20 protein-coding genes are annotated in these 19,592 nt (G+C 35.7%); 13 read left to right on the top strand and 7 right to left on the bottom strand.

The window, feature by feature from the left end:
• The first annotated feature begins 198 nt into the window (after positions 1-198).
• Entirely contained in the window at positions 199-1,491 is a 1,293-nt protein-coding gene (gene purD, locus L1994_RS06225; protein WP_278098600.1) for a phosphoribosylamine--glycine ligase, read from the top strand.
• Entirely contained in the window at positions 1,488-2,405 is a 918-nt protein-coding gene (gene argF, locus L1994_RS06220; RefSeq protein WP_278098599.1) for an ornithine carbamoyltransferase, read from the top strand. Before purD ends, argF begins: the two co-directional genes overlap by 4 nt.
• 508 nt (positions 2,406-2,913) lie before the next feature.
• On the opposite strand, the gene L1994_RS06215 is transcribed toward argF, so the two are convergent.
• Positions 2,914-3,192 carry a hypothetical protein gene (locus tag L1994_RS06215; protein ID WP_278098598.1) on the bottom strand — a complete coding sequence of 93 codons (279 nt, stop codon included), beginning with the start codon at positions 3,190-3,192 and terminating at the stop codon, positions 2,914-2,916.
• Between the two features lie 252 nt (positions 3,193-3,444).
• Between L1994_RS06215 and L1994_RS06210 the strand changes: the two genes are divergently transcribed.
• Positions 3,445-4,395 carry a DUF128 domain-containing protein gene (locus tag L1994_RS06210; RefSeq protein ID WP_278098597.1) on the top strand — a complete coding sequence of 317 codons (951 nt, stop codon included), beginning with the start codon at positions 3,445-3,447 and terminating at the stop codon, positions 4,393-4,395.
• Positions 4,396-4,800: 405 nt separating this feature from the next.
• Here the strand turns inward: L1994_RS06210 and L1994_RS06205 are convergent, their stop codons facing one another.
• From L1994_RS06205 to L1994_RS06195, 3 genes are all read right to left on the bottom strand, one after another.
• Positions 4,801-5,073: a DUF1922 domain-containing protein gene (locus tag L1994_RS06205; RefSeq protein WP_278098596.1), complete on the bottom strand. Its 273-nt coding sequence runs from the start codon at positions 5,071-5,073 to the stop codon at positions 4,801-4,803.
• Positions 5,074-5,296: 223 nt separating this feature from the next.
• Positions 5,297-5,626 carry a NifB/NifX family molybdenum-iron cluster-binding protein gene (locus L1994_RS06200; protein ID WP_278098595.1) on the bottom strand — a complete coding sequence of 110 codons (330 nt, stop codon included), beginning with the start codon at positions 5,624-5,626 and terminating at the stop codon, positions 5,297-5,299.
• 429 nt (positions 5,627-6,055) lie between these two features.
• Positions 6,056-6,997: a radical SAM protein gene (locus L1994_RS06195; RefSeq protein ID WP_278098594.1), complete on the bottom strand. Its 942-nt coding sequence runs from the start codon at positions 6,995-6,997 to the stop codon at positions 6,056-6,058.
• 85 nt (positions 6,998-7,082) lie between these two features.
• On the opposite strand from L1994_RS06195, the gene L1994_RS06190 reads away from it, so the two are divergent.
• The 4 genes from L1994_RS06190 (at position 7,083) to L1994_RS06175 (ending at position 10,281) form a co-directional block, all read left to right on the top strand.
• A complete protein-coding gene (locus tag L1994_RS06190) occupies positions 7,083-7,409 on the top strand; it encodes a NifB/NifX family molybdenum-iron cluster-binding protein (protein WP_278098593.1) in 327 nt (108 codons plus the stop codon).
• Between the two features lie 20 nt (positions 7,410-7,429).
• Positions 7,430-8,281 (top strand): ATP-binding protein, encoded by an 852-nt coding sequence (locus tag L1994_RS06185; protein ID WP_278098592.1) that lies wholly within the window; start codon positions 7,430-7,432, stop codon positions 8,279-8,281.
• Positions 8,278-9,150 (top strand): ATP-binding protein, encoded by an 873-nt coding sequence (locus L1994_RS06180; RefSeq protein ID WP_278098591.1) that lies wholly within the window; start codon positions 8,278-8,280, stop codon positions 9,148-9,150. Before L1994_RS06185 ends, L1994_RS06180 begins: the two co-directional genes overlap by 4 nt.
• A 390-nt stretch (positions 9,151-9,540) precedes the next feature.
• Positions 9,541-10,281 (top strand): coenzyme F420-0:L-glutamate ligase, encoded by a 741-nt coding sequence (locus tag L1994_RS06175; RefSeq protein WP_278098590.1) that lies wholly within the window; start codon positions 9,541-9,543, stop codon positions 10,279-10,281.
• 169 nt (positions 10,282-10,450) lie between these two features.
• Here the strand turns inward: L1994_RS06175 and L1994_RS06170 are convergent, their stop codons facing one another.
• Positions 10,451-10,612, bottom strand: a complete 162-nt coding sequence (locus tag L1994_RS06170; protein WP_278098589.1) for a preprotein translocase subunit Sec61beta — start codon at positions 10,610-10,612, stop codon at positions 10,451-10,453.
• A 77-nt stretch (positions 10,613-10,689) separates the two neighbouring features.
• On the opposite strand from L1994_RS06170, the gene L1994_RS06165 reads away from it, so the two are divergent.
• The 6 genes from L1994_RS06165 (at position 10,690) to L1994_RS06140 (ending at position 17,241) form a co-directional block, all read left to right on the top strand.
• Positions 10,690-11,754 carry an amidohydrolase family protein gene (locus L1994_RS06165; protein ID WP_278098588.1) on the top strand — a complete coding sequence of 355 codons (1,065 nt, stop codon included), beginning with the start codon at positions 10,690-10,692 and terminating at the stop codon, positions 11,752-11,754.
• A gap of 32 nt (positions 11,755-11,786) precedes the next feature.
• Positions 11,787-12,215: a universal stress protein gene (locus tag L1994_RS06160; protein ID WP_278098587.1), complete on the top strand. Its 429-nt coding sequence runs from the start codon at positions 11,787-11,789 to the stop codon at positions 12,213-12,215.
• Positions 12,216-12,238: 23 nt separating this feature from the next.
• Positions 12,239-13,072, top strand: coding sequence for a CBS domain-containing protein (locus L1994_RS06155; protein WP_278098586.1), 834 nt, complete (start codon positions 12,239-12,241; stop codon positions 13,070-13,072).
• A 265-nt stretch (positions 13,073-13,337) separates the two neighbouring features.
• Positions 13,338-13,955: an archaeal proteasome endopeptidase complex subunit beta gene (gene psmB, locus L1994_RS06150; RefSeq protein ID WP_422656643.1), complete on the top strand. Its 618-nt coding sequence runs from the start codon at positions 13,338-13,340 to the stop codon at positions 13,953-13,955.
• A gap of 39 nt (positions 13,956-13,994) precedes the next feature.
• The gene (locus L1994_RS06145) at positions 13,995-15,884 is read left to right on the top strand and encodes a beta-CASP ribonuclease aCPSF1 (RefSeq protein WP_278098585.1); all 1,890 of its coding nucleotides are present in this window, start codon (positions 13,995-13,997) and stop codon (positions 15,882-15,884) included.
• Positions 15,885-16,146: 262 nt separating this feature from the next.
• Complete coding sequence (locus L1994_RS06140) at positions 16,147-17,241, top strand: MFS transporter (RefSeq protein WP_278098584.1); 1,095 nt, start codon at positions 16,147-16,149, stop codon at positions 17,239-17,241.
• A 364-nt stretch (positions 17,242-17,605) separates the two neighbouring features.
• Here L1994_RS06140 and L1994_RS06135 read toward each other — a convergent pair whose 3' ends face one another.
• Together L1994_RS06135 and L1994_RS06130 are read right to left on the bottom strand one after the other, a co-directional pair.
• Positions 17,606-18,271 carry a PKD domain-containing protein gene (locus L1994_RS06135; RefSeq protein ID WP_278098583.1) on the bottom strand — a complete coding sequence of 222 codons (666 nt, stop codon included), beginning with the start codon at positions 18,269-18,271 and terminating at the stop codon, positions 17,606-17,608.
• Positions 18,268-19,542: a YIP1 family protein gene (locus L1994_RS06130; RefSeq protein ID WP_278098582.1), complete on the bottom strand. Its 1,275-nt coding sequence runs from the start codon at positions 19,540-19,542 to the stop codon at positions 18,268-18,270. The genes L1994_RS06135 and L1994_RS06130 overlap by 4 nt, the downstream gene beginning before the upstream one ends.
• Positions 19,543-19,592: the final 50 nt, after the last annotated feature.

Below are 19,592 nucleotides of genomic sequence, written 5' to 3'. Positions count from 1 at the left end.
TAGAAATGACTGATGAAGATTTCGATTTAAAATCTTCATAAGATGAATATTTAATTCAGAGATAAAATGAAAATCAGGTTCTGATTTTACATTGAAAGTTACTTTGTAACTTAAATGAAACTGTTGCATGGAATATAATTTCATGGACGTTTTTATAGCAAATCAGACTAAATTATTTGATGTATTGCGGTGATATAAATGGTCATGAAGGTTTTGGTTGTGGGTGGAGGCGGCAGAGAGCATGCAATAGCAAAAGCACTCTCCCGCAACGACGAATGTGAAATATATTCAGTAATGTCAAAGAAAAATCCGGGGATTGCAGAATTATGCAAAGATTTTCTTCTCTGCAAGGAAACAGATGCAGAAACAATTGCCGGATTTGCAGTTAAATCCGGTGTTAAATATGCTGTGATTGGTCCTGAAGCACCACTGGAAGCAGGTGTTGTGGACTATCTGGAAGATAAAGGGGTTGGATGCGTTGGCCCCCGCAGGATTGCCGCCCGCCTTGAAACCGACAAAGCTTTCTGCCGCGATATGATGAATAAGCATGGTGTTGCAGGATGTCCTCTCTATCGTGTTTTTCATGATGCAAAAGATGCGGCAAAGTTTATTTTATCATATGACGGTGATCTCGCAATAAAACCAATAGGTCTTACCGGCGGGAAAGGCGTCAAGATTATGGGCGAACATTTTGGACGGGAAGGAGCAATAAAATATATAGAGGAGATAGGCGGCGAAGTTGTCCTTGAAGAGAGGCTTATTGGAGAAGAGTTTACTTTAATGGCCTTTGTTGATGGAACACATCTTGTTCCGATGCCCCTGGTCCAGGATCACAAAAGGGCATATGAAGGTGATGTCGGTCCAAATACTGGAGGGATGGGATCATACACAATGCCTGATCACATGCTCCCGTTTGTCTCAAAAAGGGACTATGAAAAAGCACTCCTTATTATGAAGGATGTTATTGCATTCATGAACAGGGCGAAAACACCCTATAGAGGAATTCTATATGGCCAGTTTATGAACACTGCAGACGGCCCCAAAGTAATTGAATTTAATGCAAGATTTGGCGATCCGGAAGCAATGAATCTTTTAACACTCTTAAAATCTGATTTTTGCGAGATCATAAAAAGAATAGTTGAGGGAACTCTTTCAGAATCTCATGTTGTATTTGAAAACAAAGCAACAGTTTGTAAGTATATCGTTCCCAAAGGTTATCCTGAATCTCCTGAGTCCGGGGGTGTTATTGAAACCGGTGATTTATCAGGGGCTGAGCTCTATTATGCTAATGTAACTGAAAAAGATGGAAGTCTTTATACACAGACCTCAAGGACTCTTGCATTTGTCGGGATGGAAGACACTTTGGAGGGGGCAGAAAAGACTGCACAGTCAGCCGCGGCTTCAGTAAAAGGTGACGTTTTTTACAGAAAAGATATAGGAACTATTGAAGTTTTAAATAAACGCATCAGCCATATGAAGGAGATCAGATGAAAAAAGATATCATATCAATTCTGGATCTGTCAAAGAAAGAGTTTGAAGAGGTAGTATCTCTAGCGGCAGATCTTAAAAGAAAACGTGCTGATGGAGATATAGAAGAGTTACTTCACAAAAAGACTCTTGGAATGATCTTTGAGAAATCTTCAACCAGGACCAGAATTTCTTTTGAAGTTGGAATGTTTGAGCTTGGCGGACATGCAATATTCTTAAATCCACATGATATGCAGCTTGGAAGAGGAGAAGAGGTAAAAGATACTGCACGTGTTCTTTCACGTTATTTATCGGCAATTATGATTCGCTCTTTTCTGCACAGTACTGTTGAGGAGATAGCAAAGAATGCAGAGATTCCGGTTATCAACGGTCTTTCCGATAAGGAACATCCATGCCAGATTCTTGCTGATGTTTTGACAATGAAAGAAAAATTCGGTAATGACTTAAGCGGAATTAAAGTTGCATGGGTTGGAGACGGGAATAACGTTTGCAATTCTCTTCTTCTTTCAGCGGCATACACCGGATTTGAGGTAAATGTTTCAACACCAAAGGGATATGAACCCGATTCTGATATTATAATATCAGCTGAGAAGTCTGGTGCAAAAATAAAATTCTTTGAAAATCCGGCAGATTCTGTAAAAGATTCCAATGTCGTATATACTGATACGTGGATTTCTATGGGTTCAGAAGACGAGAAAGATGTTCGTTTGAAACATTTCAAAGGATTTTGTGTAAATGATGAATTGATGAAAGGCGCATCCAAAGATGCAATTGTGATGCACTGTCTGCCGGCACACAGGGGTGAGGAGATTACAGACGCTGTTATCGAAGGAAAACAGAGTGCTGTATGGGATCAGGCAGAAAACAGACTTCATGCACAAAAGGCTCTTTTGGTAAAGCTTCTTTTAAGCAGATAAATAGCGTTAAAAGATCATTAGAATACTAAAAAAAGCACAAAAAAAACCTTCATTTTTAGGATATAAATATCCCCTTAAAGATTATGAATAACAGATTAATTAATGATGAACTAAAATTTCTACAGTGAGATTAAATTATGGTGCGAGTATAATATGGGTTTGATTGTCAAATCTCCTCTGCATTTATGGAATATGATATAAAAAAATTATGTTGATGCAGGCCTGACTTTACCAATCAAAATTAAGTGCTCTGTTTGATTATATCTGGAAAATAAGGTATTTCAAATTTAGTTTAAATTCAGTTTAAATTTATTTTTAGCTTTATTTTTTGTCTGGTTTTTATTTGTTATGAAAGTCAAAATTCCGGATAAACTTATCAAGCTTTTTGTGTGATGAAAAAAGCTCATCATGTGCGTTTTACATGAAAGTTACTTCGTAACTTACATGAAACCGGTGCATGAAAAAAATTATCATGGACGTTTTTAATTAAAAATTGTAAAAGATTTTTTTATGTTAAAAGAACATTGAAATCAAGAATGTTTGGTGTAAGCTTATTTTTTGCTTTTTCAATGTAGTCTATCATTTCTTCAATTATTTCATTTTCACTTCTTGGTTTGTCACCTGCTAAAATATTGTCAAGAGCACGGTTTTGAAAAATTTTATGCTGTAGTCTTGATTCTTTATATCCAACAACGGCAACAAATGAATTGCATTTTGTATCAAAGGTAATTGAGAGGATGTTGTCCGCATTGACATAACTTCCTTCAAGTGATTTTATCCAGACCATTGAGTAAATTTTTAACTTTTGGACTTTTAATTCTTTTTAATAGCGGTAAAAGAATATGAAAAGGATTTCTTGAGTGTTTTTTTAATTTTGTTATCAAAAGATATTATAATGATTCAGTCAATATATATGTAATTCTGCTAATATATATGAAAAAAGCCAGTATATATAAAATATTGGTATTCCTATGAAATATATCCATATTAAATATTTTTACTTTGAATTTATAGAATTACAGGGGATTTCAGAAACCATATGAGCTTTATCAGATCTGAGAGAAAATGTATCGAGATACTCAGGATACTAAAAGAACACCAGGAACCTGTTGGTGCAAAGCGCCTATCTGAGTTAATGACCGAGCACGGTTTTGCACTTACTGACAGGGCAGTTCAGTATTATCTTAGCTATCTTGACAATATGGGTTTTACAAGAAAGATTGGAAATCAGGGCAGGATTTTAACTCCTCTTGGTGTATCTGAAACCGAGCGTGCTCTTGTAGATGAACGCATTGGTTTTATCATCTCCAAGCTTGAAAGACTTGCGTTCAAAAGCAATTTTAATCCTGAAACCGGTACTGGAAATGTTGCGTACAATCTTTCATATGTTCCTGAAAATCAGATAGAAAATTTATCTTCAGTTTTTGATGAAGTAATAAAAAATGGCATTAGTTTTTTTAAATCCTATAAAATAATTGACAGTGATCCTCGCATCCCCTCAGGTCATCTTGGTGTAATTACAGTGTGTAGTATTACAATGGATGGTGTTTTGCAAAATCATGGTATCCCTGTCAAAATGGCGTTTGGCGGACTTTTGAATGTTGAAAATAACACCCCATCAGGGTTTCAGGATTTAATTGGATATAAAGGAACAACAATTGATCCTTTGCTTTTGTTTATAAATGCAGGATTTACATCAATTGGTTCTGTTTTAAAAAACGGAACCGGAAAAGTGCTTGCCAATGTGCGGGAAGTCCCTGATACTGCTATAGATTCAGTTAATGATATTGCAAATATGATGAAAAGTTCAGGATTTTTATTTCCTGTAAAAGTGGGTACTGGAATTTTGAATATAAGGGCTGATCCTTACAGAACATCAATTGTTGCGTACAGCGGAATGAATCTTATAGGATATGCCATTGAGAAGGGAATAAATTTGAAAACCGAAATAGGAGCCGGAAATATTCCATATTCAAGTTTTGACATGTGAATTTGCTATAAAAGTCAAAATTCCTGATAGACTTATCATCACTTTTTTGTGTGATGAAAAAAGCTCATCATGTGAGTTTTAAATGAACGTTTTTTATTTAAAACTCATTGGCACCATGTGAGTTTAAAATGAAAATCGCGCCCGTGATTCAGATGAAATGTTGCATGTAACTTTCATATGAAACATCCGTTTGATGAACGTTTTTATTGAAACTAATCATCTTTTTTGTATTTTTATTTAGGTTTCATTTTAATTTTCATTGGATTATTTTCCAATTGTGTATTGAATTTTTTGTTTAATGGATGAATATTTAATGTAAAAACAATTTGAATGTATAAAAAATTTAATGTAAAAACAATTTGAATGTAAATATCTTCGATTTTGCGTTTGATTTTATATATTTTTTCATACCAGAAGATTTTTTCTCATCCACTGAGCATACTCTTCACGCATTTTTTCCTTTTCTTCAGGTGTTAAGTCTTTTCTTTTATTTTTGAGCAGATATTTTCCAAGTTCATTAACGATTGCTTCAGCTTCTTTATAGTCTTTTACCTCAAGATATACCGGCGCTCCCTTAACTTTAATTATTTCGCCACAAAATGGGCACAGGCGGTGCTGGCGAAAGGAATCTACATATGTAAAGGTAAAACATCCGGGACAGCGAAGTATGAAGTACACTAAATTTATCTGATATAATTATAAGATAATTAAACTTATCCTTGTGATGCACTATTTTGATGGTGTACCAAAAGCTCTATAAAATCTAAATAAATCAATATCTGATAACTATGTTTAGATATTATTTTTGGTTTATATTTAGGCGTAAAATTATTTTTGAAATCAGAATTAAAAAGTTAGGTTAAAAAATTTAGATTTAAAATTTTTTTGATTCTTTTCCGGTTTAATGGTCGCAGACATTTTGTCCGCTTACAAGACTTCCGTCAATGTATTTTTGTATTGCTTCTTCAATTGTTCCGCATACGCCTAAATACACAGTTATTCCCATTTCATTGAAGAGACTGATTGCTCCCTGACCCATTCCGCCTGCTAAAACAACATTAGCGCCATTTTCGCTTAAAAATTTAGGAATGACTCCCGGAGCATGTTCCGGCGCGTCAAGTAATTTTTCTTCTATAATCTGATTGTTTTCAACTGTAAAAAGGGCATACTGGTGACAATGACCAAAATGCTCTGCAACAATATTTTCATCTTTTGCAACTGCTATTTTCATAAAATTCCTTTCCATTTAAGTAATTATTAATTGTTAGAATGTTAGAATTTAAAAACTATGCTTACTGACAATTTTTAAAATTTAAATTGTTAAACTAAAAAAAATAAAAATCAATGAGATATGGTGATGTTTTTTTGCTAAAAACGTCCATGAAATTATATTTCATGCTTACTGTTTCATGTAAGTTACGAAGTAACTTTCATATAAAACGCACATGATGAGCTTTTTTCATCACACAAAAACTGATGAAAGTCTATCAGGGATTTTAGACTTTCATAACAAAATAAAAAAAAAGTTGACTTTTAAAAATTTCTATTTTAATTGATGATATATCAATTAATTATAATTAATCGCTTATTCCTGTTCTGAATGTATTTTATGTAATTAAAAGCGTCAAAATATTATATATATATTTTATTATTCTGGGTTTTATTTTTCTTTTGCTGAGTAAAAAACTCCCCGCTTACCCGATGATTCTGAGATCAGACCTTTTTCTACAAGAACGCCCAGATATTTATTTATTTCATTTATGTGAAGAGCGGTAATTTCTGAAATATCTTCAAGAGTGCAGGGACGTCTTTTTATTGTATTTAAGATAAGTTCTGAAACATCACCATAGAATGCTTCGCTTGAGAGTCTCTCTGCCGGTTTTTTTGCTATTTCAACGTTTTTATGAGTTATAAGTGAGGATATATGCTTTAAGGAATCATCGCTTGCAGGCTTAATCCATGAAACAACGCCGGGCCTGTCAAGAGTGTTTAGCTGAACTTTTTCAGGTTTTATTTTTTTAATAACTTCATTCATCTTCTCAATTTCAGAGATTGTATCATTAATTCCGGGGACTATAAATATTTCCAGCCATATTGTTCCTGAAAATTCCTGACTGAATTTTATAATTCCATTATTTACCTTATCAATTTTTAACTCTCTATGCGGACGATCTATTTTTTTAAACGTTTCATCCACTGAACTGTCAAGAGAAGGTATTACAAGATCAATTCCAAGACATTCTTTTCGGACATTTTCATCCCAAAACATACTTCCGTTTGTTAAAAGTGCAATTTTGTACTCCGGATATTTTTTTTTCAGAAATTTTGTAATCTCTTTTATACCTGTATGGAGTGTTGGTTCTCCTGAGCCGGAATATGTGATATAGTCGAGGTGTGGATGTTTTTCTAGTGCATCGTCTAACTCTTCTATTATATTATCAGTTGGAAAATATTCTTTTCTTGTTATCGTAAGATTGGTTGTTTTTCCGCATTCACAATAAATGCAGTTATATGAGCATGTTTTTGGAGGAACAAGGTCAATTCCAAGCGATATTCCAAGTCTTCTTGAAGGAACAGGTCCAAATAAATATTTGTATTCCATAAAATCAGTCTATTATTGTTACATTCATTAAATATTTAGCCTTGACAGTATTAGCAATAATAAACAATTAAAAAAGGTGATTTTTTTGAAAATATGTATTACTTCCACAGGAAACAACACAGAAAGTTTAGTTGAAAAAAATTTTGGCAGGGCACCATATCTTGCAGTTTATGATACCGTATCTGAGGAGTTTACTTTCTTAGAAAACAAAAATATGAATCTTCCCGGTGGAGTCGGCCCAAAAACCGCTCAGATGGTAATAGACAGTCAGGCTGAAGTTTTAATCACCGGAATGATTGGCGACAATGCAAAAAATGTAATTGACGCGGCAAAAATAAGAATTATAAAAACAGGAACTGATAAATCAGTAAAAGTAGCAGCATCTGAGTTTGAATCCGAAAATTCAGCCTGAAAACTGTGTGGGATTTTAAAATGAAAATAGCTGTTGCAAGCGGCAAGGGTGGAACAGGAAAAACCACTGTTGCGGCTAATCTGGCATTAGCAGTTTCTGAAAAATTTAACACAATTCTTATTGACTGTGATGTTGAAGAGCCAAATCTTCACATCTTTTTTTCAGGCAAAGAAAATTCAAAAGATGTTTTTTTAAAAAAGCCTGTTGTGGATGATGAAAAGTGTATTTTATGCGGTAAATGTGCAGAATTCTGTCGGTTTGGTGCAATTAATATAATCAAAGAAAAAGTTTTGATTTCAAATGATTTGTGTCATTCCTGTGGGGGCTGTAAGCTGGTGTGTCCTGAAGATGCCATATCTGAAGAGGATATTGTCATTGGAAATATTATTTCAATGAATATTTCTGAAAACCTTGTCTTAACACAGGGGAGACTTATTCCCGGACAGCCTACCGGAAATGAAATTATTAAGGCATCGAAAGAAGACTCTTACAAGTACGATGCAGTAATATTTGATTCACCTCCCGGTTCTGCATGTCCTTTTATTGAAACAATTTCTGATAGTGATTTTTGTCTTTTAGTAACTGAGTCAACGCCTTTTGGTCTTCATGACTTAAAAGCCGCGTATGAAACAGGAAAGACAGCAAAAGTTCCTATGGCAGTTGTAATAAACAGAAGTTATGGCAATGACACTGAAACAGAAAAATTCTGTTTAGAAAACGGTCTTGAAATTTTGATGAAAATTCCAAACGATTTAAAAATTGCTGTTATCCAAAACAGGGGCGGTCTTTTTTCAAAAGAAATACCTGAATGGAGTGAAAAATTTTTAAGTCTTTATGAAAAAATTCAGGAATCTGCAGGTGAGGTCTTATGAAAACACTTGCTGTTGTAAGCGGAAAAGGCGGAACCGGAAAAACTACTTTTACAGCAGGATTTGCATCTTTGATTACCAGGCCTTTCACTCTTGTTGATTGCGATGTTGACGCGGCCAATCTCTGTCTTTTGTTTGATACAAAAATTGAGATGGAGAAAGATTTCTTAGGATCTGATATTGCTGAGATTAATCCTGATTTATGTATTTTATGTGGAAATTGTGAAGAATACTGCAGATTTGATGCAATATCATACAATGAAGAATCCGAAGTTTTTGAGGTCAACAGAATTGCATGTGAAGGTTGTGCAGTCTGCACAATTGTATGTCCGGCTGACGCAATAACTGTAGAGAGGATTAAAACCGGTGATTTAAAAATTTCAAATGCCGGTTCTTTAAGAATAGTCCATGCAGACCTTCTTCCCGGTTGTGGTGCAAGCGGGCTTTTGGTAAAAGAAGTAAAGTGTGAAGCAGAAAAGATATCTTCCGATGCAGATTTAATCCTGATTGACGGTCCGCCCGGTATTGGATGTCCGTTTATTGCAACAGTCAGCGGTGTTGATTATGCTGTGATTGTTGCAGAACCTGGTCTTTCTTCTCTTCATGATCTAAAAAGGGCAAGGGTTGTTATTGAGAATTTCGGTGCAAAAATATTTGTTGTTATAAACCGGTTTGATATAAGCCCCGATATTACAAAAGAGATTGAGGATTACTGCTTAGAAAATCAGATTCCTGTTGCAGGTAAGATTCCATATGATGAAACAGTATATGACTCTGTTAGAAATTTAAAGCCGATAACAGATTATGACTGCCCGGCATCCAAAGCCATTGAGAAATGTTTTTCATTTATTGTAAAAGAAATTGAAGATTAATTGATGAGTTAATTGAAGATTAATTGATGGTTAATAGAAGAGTGAAAAGAGATAATTGAAAAAAAATGAGCTTTTAACGTAAAATTGAGTATGGATTATTAATCCAAACCTCAGATCTCTCTAAAATCTCAATTAAAACATCATCTTCAAAACTTAAAATTTAGGATATTAAAAAGCGTTCTTTTTCAGTATTTTTTTATTCTCTTTCTTTTTTTCCTCTTTTTTATTATCTTAAAAAGTAATTTTGGAATTGTTGTTCTGATTTCACCTCTGTTCTAACAATTCTTAAAAAAAAATTCTTCTAAAAAAGAAATAAAAAATATTTCTAAAACAGATATAAAAATATAAAAAAAGAGATGCTTTTAACATGCAAAATCCTATATTCTTTTTATGAGTATTGAAGTTCTTCCGGTTTCAGGTCTTCCTATCTTTCATGAAGGAGACAGTATTTCAAAAGAGATTTGTGATAAAATTGAGCTAAAAGACGGGGATATTTTATGCATTGCATCTTCTGTCTACTCCAAAACAAAAGGTTTCACAAGAGTTATAGACTCAATAACGCCGACAGAGAAGGCAAAAGAGATAGCCGGGCAATGTAAAGAAGATACGCGCTTTATTCAGGCAGTTCTGGATGAAACCGAAGATTTAATCTTAGAATATCCTTTTGTTCTTTCAAAATTAAAATGCGGACATGTAGGTGTGCGTGCCGGCGTTGACAACAGCAATATTGAAAGGGGATTTATCATACGTCTGCCACCTGAGCCTATGATATCTGCTGAAGAAATAAGATGCGAGATAAAAGAGATTACAGGAAAGGATGTAAGGGTAATTATTACCGACACCTGTGGAAGAGCCTTTAGACGGGGGCAGACCGGTGTTGCGCTTGGATGGGCCGGAATGCCTGCAATACGTGATTTCAGGGGAGACACTGATCTATTTGGGCGTGTGTTGGAAATTACAGAAGAAGCGGTCGTTGATGAGTTTGCCGCATTTTCCAATTTTATCATGGGAGAGAGCAATAATGGTGTCCCTGCAGTTGTATTTCGAAATGCACCCAAATGGGAGGGACATGACAGCCTGTTCTTCACATCCGATGAGGATATTACTATAAAAGCACTGAAGAAAAAATAAGCAATTTATTTTTTTCTTAGAATTCTAAATAAGAATAGAAAAATGTAATACAAGAATACTATTGGAAAAATACACTAAAAAGCAAAAAAAACAAAAAAACTGCAAAAAATTTTAGAAAATAAAACTGTCCGTTTATTCCGGACAAAAAAGTCTGTATTATGTCTTATTTTTAGAATAAATGATTCAATACAACAACAATTATTCCAACTACGCCTGCAAAAACCAGCACTGTTTTTGGTGAAATATGAACTGCACGCTTGTCTTCACTATCATAATATGTGACAAGACCTGCAGATGAAACCAGTCTTCCACTGTTCTTCTTACCTGCCATGCTTATTATATCTGCTTTTAGAATATATAAAATAAAGGCTGAGCCTATAAGAAAAGCTGAGAGGGAAAACTGTAACTATGCAGAATAAATCAGATATAACAGGAGATTATACAATATCGGGCAGGGCTTATGTCGGATGTGATTTTGAGGAATGCTGTGTTGAAATTGTTGTTGAAGAAGGAATTATTGCTGAAATCGAAGAGAAAAAAAAAGTTCCTGAAAGATGGATATTTCCAGGATTTTTTAATTCACATACACATCTTGCTGATACTGTGGCTATGGATGCAGAGGCAAAGGGCAGTTTATCTGAGCTTGTGGCGCCTCCGAACGGGTTAAAACACAAAATTCTAAGAGAAACTGACAAAGAAGTGCTAAAAGATGCTGTATCATCCAGTATGGACTATATGCTAAATTCTGCTATATTTGGATTCTGTGATTTTCGCGAAGGTGGAAAAGAAGGTGTTCTGACAATAAAAAAAGCGATGGACAAAAAAGAAATATTTGGCATAATACTTGGGCGCAACGGGGGAGAGGAAATATCTGACGGTATTGGAATTTCAAGTACTAAAGAAGGAACACATGTAATCACAGAGGCATCTGAAACAAAAAAGAAAGGAGGTTTTGTTGCCATCCATGCGGGTGAGAAGAACAACAGTGATGTTGATCAGGCAATAGACTTAAAGCCTGACATGCTTGTCCATATGACGCATGCAACAGACAAACAGCTAAAACGCTGTGTTGATGAAAATATACCTGTTGTGATTTGCCCAAGATCAAATCACATACTTGGCGTATCATCTTCATCCGCACATCCTCCTGTTGGAAAAATGCTTGAGATGGGATGCATGGTTTTACTGGGGACCGATAACGTGATGTTTGTCCAGCCGGATATGTTTTCTGAGATGTCATTTTTGTCATATCTGTATGGGACAGATCCTAAAGAAATCATGAAAATGTCGGTATCTGGTTCAGAAATCTTTAAAAATCCATTTTTTATAGAAAAAGGAAATGTTGCGGCCTTTTTTTCAGTAATACCTGGTGAATATAATCTGCGCTTCAGCCATTCTCCACTAAAAACAATCGTAAAAAGGATGAATTCCGGCTTAATAGAGAGAACCTATTTTAAGCACATAAAAAAATAATTTATAAATCACAATTTTGAGGTAGGTAATTTATGTTTAAAACCATCCTCGTAGCAGTGGACGGCTCAAAAGCCAGTGAGAAGGCGCTTGAGGCGGCCATCAACGAGTCAAAAATAAGAGATTCTGTCGTCAATGCAGTTTATGTAATTGAGACAGGTATGTTCAAAGACATTCCTACTGACAGCACAATGGAGCTTTTATACAGCAGATTTGAGGCTATCGGAACAGATGCATTTGAATTGGGGGAGAATATTGCCAAAAAGAGCAATGTCGAATTTGTCTCACATGTCAAAAAAGGGCATGCGGGGGAAGAAATACTCAAACTTGCTGATGAATTAAACGCTGATCTTATAGTCATGGGTTCAACCGGAAAAAGCAACGTTGACAAACTGTTTCTTGGCAGTGTCACGGAATATGTGATTAGAAACAGCAAAGTATCAACAATGGTGGTGAGATCATAGAAGAAAGACTCGTCCGGGATTGTATGGTTGATGATGTTGTTTCTGTTGAAACACCCGGAAACAGGGATGATGTTTTAAGAATTTTAAAAAGAACCGGTATAAGTGGTGTACCTGTTACAAATAAAGGTGAACTTGTAGGAATCATAACCCGAAAAGATCTCTTAAGAAAGGCTGATGAGACGCAGCTTAGTCTTTTAATGACATCAAACCCTGTAACAATCGGACCGGAGGCATCTATTATTGAAGCTGCCCGGATAATGGATAAGAATAAGTTCAGAAGGCTTCCTGTTGTTGAAAAAGGAAAACTACTTGGAATTATTAGTATTGCCGATTTAGTAGGCGCAATTGCGCAGATGAAGTTTAAATCAGAGATTAAAATGGGATATACAAAACCAACATTTGCGCTATGGGAAAATACTCCTTTGCCGCTTGTCGGAAGAATCATGGAAATCTCCGGATATGATGCAATACCTATTCTTAATAAGGACTCAATGCTTACAGGAATCATATCTGAGCGTGATTTAATAAAACATGCAATGATAGAGGACAGTGTTGAAGTAAGCGATCTCTCAAATGGTACAGATGACGATGACTGGACATGGGAGAGTATCAGAGATATGCACACAATCTCTTTTGGAATTTCAAAAGTCCAGCTTCCAGATAAACTTGTTAAGGATGCAATGGTAAAAGAGGTTGTTGCAGTACCGCAAAATGCAGAGATAAGTGAATGTGCACTCAAAATGAAGCGCTCAAGAGTAGATCAGCTTCCGGTAATCAATGGGGATAAGAAGATGGTTTCAATGCTCTTTGACCGTGAACTGATAAAAGTTCTTCTTGACAGCAAAATTTCAGCTTAAAATTGCTGAAATTATCAGAAATTATGACATTATTTGGATGATTCATTCATATGAATATGAAAAATTCATAATGGAATGATAAAAATCCAGACAATATAAATTTTTCCAGGTAAATAGAGAAATAAAGTATAATCAGACTTGTCAGATTCAATGATGGTCTGCTTTGGATATACAAAAACATTTAAGGCAGATAATAGCAACTGTATATCTGAAGCGTTTTTATACTCTTTAAAATTTTAAATTAAACTCTGGGAGTATTACTATTATGCAGCAGAGCTCCGATATATTAAAAGGAACAACTACGGTAGGGCTCGTTTTCGATGACGGTGTAGTTTTGGCAACCGAGAGAAGAGCTACGATGGGCAATATGATTGCCAGCAAAAAAGCCAAAAAAGTGTACCAGATAGCAGAAAGAATCGGCATGACAACAGCCGGAGGTGTAGGTGATGCACAACAGCTTGCACGTCTGATGCAGGTGGAATGCAGTCTTTATCATATAAGAAGAGGAAAGCCGATGACTGTAACAGCATCAGCTTCACTCCTGAGTAATGTACTAAATCAGCATCGAATGATGCCTTATTATGTACAACTTCTTGTCGGCGGCGTTGACAAAAACGGCCCGTCAATATTCTCTGTAGATGCAATGGGAGGTGCTTCACCTGAAGATGATATTGTTGCGACAGGTTCAGGCTCTCCTTTTGCATATGGAGTTTTGGAAGACCGTTATAAAAAAGGATTTAATGAGAAAGAAGCAGTCGATCTCGCCACAAGAGCTCTCACATCTGCGATGAGAAGAGATTCCGCATCAGGTGAAGATATTAGTATCGTTGTTATAACTAAAGACAAATATGAAGAGTCCAGTAAGAAAGGAATCACTAATTAGTCAATATTACCCTTTTTTTCTTTTTTAGGACGTTTTTTTATGTTGATTGAAGACAGGCTCAAAGAGCTTAAAGAGAAGATTAACGCTAAAGTACCGGCCGGTATTAATGTATCAGAAGTTGAATTCGAAGGCCCGGAACTTGTAATCTATACAGATGACCCGAAGAAATTTGCAGACGAAGCAGATTTAATAAAAGTCCTTGCAAGAGATCTTCGCAAAAGAATAGTAGTCAGACCTAATGTCCTGGAAGACCCTGAGATTGCGGCAACTAAAATAAAAGCAGTTGTTTCGGAAGGCGCAGGGATAACCGATATGTTTTTTGATCCTGATACAGGCGAGGTCTTAATAGAGGCAGAAAAACCAGGCGTTGTCATAGGAAAGAACGGAACAACCCTGCGTGATATAACAAAAGAGATTGGATGGACACCAAAGGTTGTAAGAACACCGCCAATAGAAAGTTCGACTGTAAAGCAGACACGTCAGTTTTTACGTGCTGTGAAAGATGAGAGAAAAGCATTTTTAAGGTCTATCGGGAGAAGAATTCACCGTGACCTGACAAGTAAAGATAAATGGGTTCGTGTAACAACACTTGGGTGTTGCAGGGAAGTTGGAAGAGCGGCATTTTTACTTTCAACTCCGGAAAGCAAAATATTAATCGACTGTGGCGATAAGCCCGGAAGTTCAGACGGATTTCCGTATCTTTATGTCCCTGAGATTTTCCCGCTGAAAAGTCTTGATGCGGTTGTTTTAACTCACGCACACCTTGATCACTGTGCACTTGTTCCTATGCTTTACAAATATGGATTTGAAGGTCCTGTTTACAGCACTCCGGCAACCAGGGATCTTGCTGTAATGCTTCAGCTGGATTATCTGGATGTTGTAGCAAATGAAGTCAACCAGGTACCGTACTCTTCAAAAGAAGTTCAGGAATATATCAAGCGTTCAATAACTCTTAATTATGGCAGTGTAACTGATATTGCGCCGGACATTAAACTTACTTATCATAATGCCGGACATATTCTGGGATCTGCTATTGCACATTTCCATATAGGAGACGGCCAGTATAATATTGCATTTACAGGTGACTTTAATTATGGTAAAACAAGGCTTTTTGGGCCTGCAACTTCGCAGTTTCCACGTCTTGAAGCAGTTTTCATGGAGAGTACATATGGAGGTTCTGAGGATAATCAGCCATCAAAGAATGATGCTGAGTCAAGACTTTATGAAATTGTTAATGAAACCATAAATCGTGGTGGAAAGATAATCATTCCTGCGTTTGCTGTTGGAAGATCGCAGGAGGTTATGCTTGCACTGGAAGAGGGTATGCGTCTTGAAAAGATTCCAAAGGTAAAAGTTTACCTTGACGGAATGATCAAAGAGGCGACTGCGATTCATACAACATATCCTGAATATTTAAACCCTGATTTAAGGAAACAGATTTTCCAGGAGGGAATGAATCCGTTCCTTTCTGAATGCTTCGTACAGGTTGATTCTCCAAAAATCAGAGAGGAAGTCATCGGAAGTGACCCCTGTATTATCATTACAACAAGCGGTATGCTAAACGGTGGTCCTGTAATGGAGTATTTATATGCACTTGCGCCATATGAGAAAAACACTCTTATATTTGTCGGATATCAGGCTGACGGCACAATAGGGCGCAGAATACAGAAGGGGTGGAAAGAAGTTCCAATGGGAAGACGTGAAACTATTGTTTTAAATCTTCAGATAGAAACCGTTGATGGATTTTCAGGTCATTCTGACAGACGTCAGCTTATGGCATATGTAAATCATTTAAATCCGAGACCTGAGAAAATTTTTACAATTCATGGAGATGAAAAGAACACTATTGATCTTGCAAGTTCGATATACAAGCGCTTTAGAATTGAGACACATTCTCCAAAGAATTTAGAAACCTATCGTATGTTGTAAGAAAAGGTTCAAGTTTGAATCTTTACTTTAAATATAATTAGTTATGAGAGTCAAAATTAGAGAAAGACTTTCATCAAATTTTATCAGAATTATTTAATGATAAATTCTGATTATTTTCCTACGATTATTTATGCGAAATAATTTCAGGACAAAAACAGATTTCACCTGAAATCTCCGGAAAAAATCAGATGAATTATTATTAGTTCTGAAACAAAAAAATACTGTTTAAAAAAAGTATTAAAAATGAGTAGCTGAGCAGAATATGAAGATGAAAATAACTGTATTTTTAGGCGTATTTGTAGTAATGGCGCTTTCTAATGCAGTTGTTCCTGTTCTCCCTTCTTTTGCAGATGAAATGCCTGCTATTCAGGGTGCTATTTTTTCTGCATACTTTTTTGGTGCTTTTTTAACTGTTCTTCCTGCAGGAATGCTTTCTGACAGAATCGGAAAAATGCCGCTGATAAGAACCGGGCTTTTCTTAACGATAATAACCGGAATTGCAATGGTTCTGCTTCAAAATCCTTTCCTTATAATTTCTGCAAGACTGGCTGAAGGAATTGCTGCAGGATTATTTGTTTCATGTGCGATGTCATGGGTAAATGAACAGTATAACCACAAAATTTTATCCGGATATTTTTTTGCATCTTTAAATCTCGGTTTGGTACTGGGTCTTTTAATGTCCGGATTTCTAAATCAGTTTCTGGGTGCCGGCGGAGGTCTTTTGTTATTCACAATTATCTCTTTTCTTCCTTTTTTATTTGGGATGAGGACTTCAGCACCTGATTTCACCTCCGGTCATGAAAAAACAGGAGATCCAAAAGCGGTTTTAATCGATTTTAAATGGCTCTTTTTATCGATTATAATCCTGACTGGTGCAACAGGAGTTGTAACTTCACTGTATCCTGAATTAACAGATGGCGAGCCTATGCTTCTCAGCATTCAGATTGGAGCTATGAATGTTGCAACAATTGCCGCTTCACTCCTTGCACCTAAGTTAAATTTAAAATCTGTTCCGGCTATTAAGACCGGCGCATTGTTAATGGCTTTTTTTGTATTTCTAAGCTATTCACTTATTTTATCTGAAGAGATTGTGAAATTGTTTATCTTTGCAGTCATTGGTGCAATTGCCGGTTTTATCATGGTAAGTCAGATGGATTTTCTTGCTGATTCTAATTACAGACAGGGAACAGTCATGGGTCTTTTTAACACATCAGGGTATGCAGGAATGACATTTCTGCCTTTTTTCGCAGGACTTATTGTTCAGTTTTCAGGTTATATGCCTGCTTTTTTATTTGTTTCCGCTCTTTGTGTAATAATCGCATTATTCATAGACCGGTGCACACATTGCAGGTTATAACACATTGCAGGTTATAGATGGATTACTGATGTTATAGGCTATTAGTAAACAAATACAGGTAATAAAAAATAAAACTACAATTAGAAAAAAGACAAGAAAAAAATTAGAAAAAGATGTGTGCCAAAGATGAACACAATAAAAAATAGAGATTTTCTGGCAGATATTTGTGAAACAATAAATTTTTCCTGATTTTTTGATTTTGTTACTTTTTTTAATTATTGTTTATTTTTTGATTATAATTTACATGAAAGTTACTTCGTAACTTACATGAAACAGTTAGCATGAAATATAATTTCATGGACGTATTTAAAACAAAAATAATCAGCTGATTTTGTTTAATCAGCCCGGATTATCTTAATCATGATTAACTTATTCCAAACATTGATTTTATAACAACTATTAAATCCTGATATGTGTCCTGAAGCTTTTTCAACTCTTGTGAAATTCCGGGTATCTCAAGGGATTGAGAAGCTTTCTGTGTTGGTTGTGCTGTCGGAGCAGTAGTTGTTGGTACAGGAGTTGGTGCAACAGTTGTTGGAACGGGTGTTGGTGTACTGGTTGGTTTTGGAGTCAGTTCAAAGATAGTATTTCTTGGAGTCCATGGATCATCAGGATCAAAAAATAAAGTGTTTGAAACTGTATCTCCGGAACCTGAACTGTCAACAATAGAAAGCTTAACTTTAATCATGTAATTCCCATCCAGAACTTCTTCTTCTGTAAAGATGTGGACAGGATTTTTTTCTGTTGAGCCCCACCAGTCATCATCGCCAAACTCCCAGCTCCAGCTTTTGGAATCAGAGGATTTGTCAAAGAAATGGACTTCGTAGATAGTTCCGTCATATGCGAGATATTCGTTTGTATCTTCCCAGTCTTCTGTATTGATAATATATATCTCCCATTCAAACGCAGGTTCTGCCGCGGCCGGAGATATAAAGAATACTGCTGTCAGGAGGAGAATTAAAGTAGATATGTTAAAAGTCTTTTTGGAAATTTTTAAATTTTTGTTATTTTCGTAATGGATAAATTTCATATAAATGCCACCTCGCCACTTATTATAAGATAATAAAAGACTGCAAACATTATTACTGCAGGTATGACAGCGGATACTGCCGCAAATTTAACTTCTATGTCATAGGCACTGCAAAGCCCTTTTATCTGCAGAAATATCATCCATAGTGGTGCTAGGAATATTCCAAACAGAGGAATAAGACCGATTGTTCCAATTGCAGTTACAGAATACAGGGTTGTTATGAACGATTCTGTGAAGAAAAGCTCCTGACCTGTAATTTTTGTAAGCAGAAATACAAGTATTCCGTATATCAAAACACAGAACACTCCAAATATAAGATATTCAAGAATAAGTCTTATCAGTTCGGGAATATCAGATAAAAGATTATTATATATTGTACTTTCAGGCGCAATTGCTGATGCAATAATTGCAGAGAATAAAACACTTACAACTGAAAACAAACAAAGCATAAGACCGGCATATAAAATTCCGGATTTTAAATCCTCAGATGATACTGATTCAAATGTTTCTGAAGGATATCTTAAAAATCCTGTGATTTTTTCAATTATTGTCAGATCACTCTGTGAATATTTGTATTCATCAAATGATTTTGTAAAACCCCCTCCATATGAGTCATATTTCTTTTCAGATTCATAGGATTGATGTCTGCCTCGGTCATATTCATCGTAACCTGCCTGAGATCTATCATATCCTGTGTAATTTTCAAAGTTTTCATAACCTGTCGGATAATCTCCTGACCTATATTCATCTACTGATTCATATCCGGAATTATATCCTGAAACATATGGTTTTTCAGTTTCATATGAGTCATAACCGTGTTTTTGTATGTTTTGATCTTCAAAATTATGATTATGTAGATTATTTTCTGTAAAGTGTCCTGTTTGTGATGTTTTATCTGAATAATCTTTTTGTTCCGGAGTTACCGGAGGTACGAATGCAGGGTTTGAAACCATCTGATTGAGTGAAGAGAAAGCTGAGTCTCTTTCTTCACTTGTCTCAAAAACAAGAGTCATGCCGGCGGTTTCCATGGTTTCATAGCTTATAGTTATCTCAAGGCATGGTTCAAAATATTCATTTGAGACCAAAGATATGCCGGATACTATGTTATATGGATAAACATATGGAGAGCTTTGAGGTCCTGAAACCTGTTTTAATGTCATGCTCTCTGTGTCCATGATGAGATAGTACAACTGACCCCCCACCCGCACTTTTGACTGGTTCAATCCCCTTCTTTCATAGTTGTTGTCATAAGGCTGCACAATATCACTCATTATTTGTTATACTGCATCTAAAATAAATCTGACATGAAAATGCATTTGCA

It is taken from the genome of Methanomicrobium antiquum (assembly GCF_029633915.1).
GTDB classification, from domain to species: Archaea; Halobacteriota; Methanomicrobia; order Methanomicrobiales; family Methanomicrobiaceae; genus Methanomicrobium; species Methanomicrobium antiquum.
Note: the sequence above shows the minus strand (reverse complement) of the source record. Positions and strands in the feature narration are given on the sequence as shown.

Excerpts from the sequence above, each read along its gene's own strand:
- purD (WP_278098600.1), top strand. The coding sequence starts at position 199 with ATGGTCATGAAGGTTTTGGTTGTGGGTGGAGGCGGCAGAGAGCATGCA.
- argF (WP_278098599.1), top strand. The coding sequence starts at position 1,488 with ATGAAAAAAGATATCATATCAATTCTGGATCTGTCAAAGAAAGAGTTT.
- L1994_RS06215 (WP_278098598.1), bottom strand. The coding sequence starts at position 3,192 with ATGGTCTGGATAAAATCACTTGAAGGAAGTTATGTCAATGCGGACAAC.
- L1994_RS06210 (WP_278098597.1), top strand. The coding sequence starts at position 3,445 with ATGAGCTTTATCAGATCTGAGAGAAAATGTATCGAGATACTCAGGATA.
- L1994_RS06200 (WP_278098595.1), bottom strand. The coding sequence starts at position 5,626 with ATGAAAATAGCAGTTGCAAAAGATGAAAATATTGTTGCAGAGCATTTT.
- L1994_RS06195 (WP_278098594.1), bottom strand. The coding sequence starts at position 6,997 with ATGGAATACAAATATTTATTTGGACCTGTTCCTTCAAGAAGACTTGGA.
- L1994_RS06185 (WP_278098592.1), top strand. The coding sequence starts at position 7,430 with ATGAAAATAGCTGTTGCAAGCGGCAAGGGTGGAACAGGAAAAACCACT.
- L1994_RS06180 (WP_278098591.1), top strand. The coding sequence starts at position 8,278 with ATGAAAACACTTGCTGTTGTAAGCGGAAAAGGCGGAACCGGAAAAACT.
- L1994_RS06175 (WP_278098590.1), top strand. The coding sequence starts at position 9,541 with ATGAGTATTGAAGTTCTTCCGGTTTCAGGTCTTCCTATCTTTCATGAA.
- L1994_RS06170 (WP_278098589.1), bottom strand. The coding sequence starts at position 10,612 with ATGGCAGGTAAGAAGAACAGTGGAAGACTGGTTTCATCTGCAGGTCTT.
- L1994_RS06165 (WP_278098588.1), top strand. The coding sequence starts at position 10,690 with ATGCAGAATAAATCAGATATAACAGGAGATTATACAATATCGGGCAGG.
- L1994_RS06160 (WP_278098587.1), top strand. The coding sequence starts at position 11,787 with ATGTTTAAAACCATCCTCGTAGCAGTGGACGGCTCAAAAGCCAGTGAG.
- L1994_RS06155 (WP_278098586.1), top strand. The coding sequence starts at position 12,239 with ATGGTTGATGATGTTGTTTCTGTTGAAACACCCGGAAACAGGGATGAT.
- psmB (WP_422656643.1), top strand. The coding sequence starts at position 13,338 with ATGCAGCAGAGCTCCGATATATTAAAAGGAACAACTACGGTAGGGCTC.
- L1994_RS06145 (WP_278098585.1), top strand. The coding sequence starts at position 13,995 with ATGTTGATTGAAGACAGGCTCAAAGAGCTTAAAGAGAAGATTAACGCT.
- L1994_RS06140 (WP_278098584.1), top strand. The coding sequence starts at position 16,147 with ATGAAGATGAAAATAACTGTATTTTTAGGCGTATTTGTAGTAATGGCG.
- L1994_RS06135 (WP_278098583.1), bottom strand. The coding sequence starts at position 18,271 with ATGAAATTTATCCATTACGAAAATAACAAAAATTTAAAAATTTCCAAA.
- L1994_RS06130 (WP_278098582.1), bottom strand. The coding sequence starts at position 19,542 with ATGAGTGATATTGTGCAGCCTTATGACAACAACTATGAAAGAAGGGGA.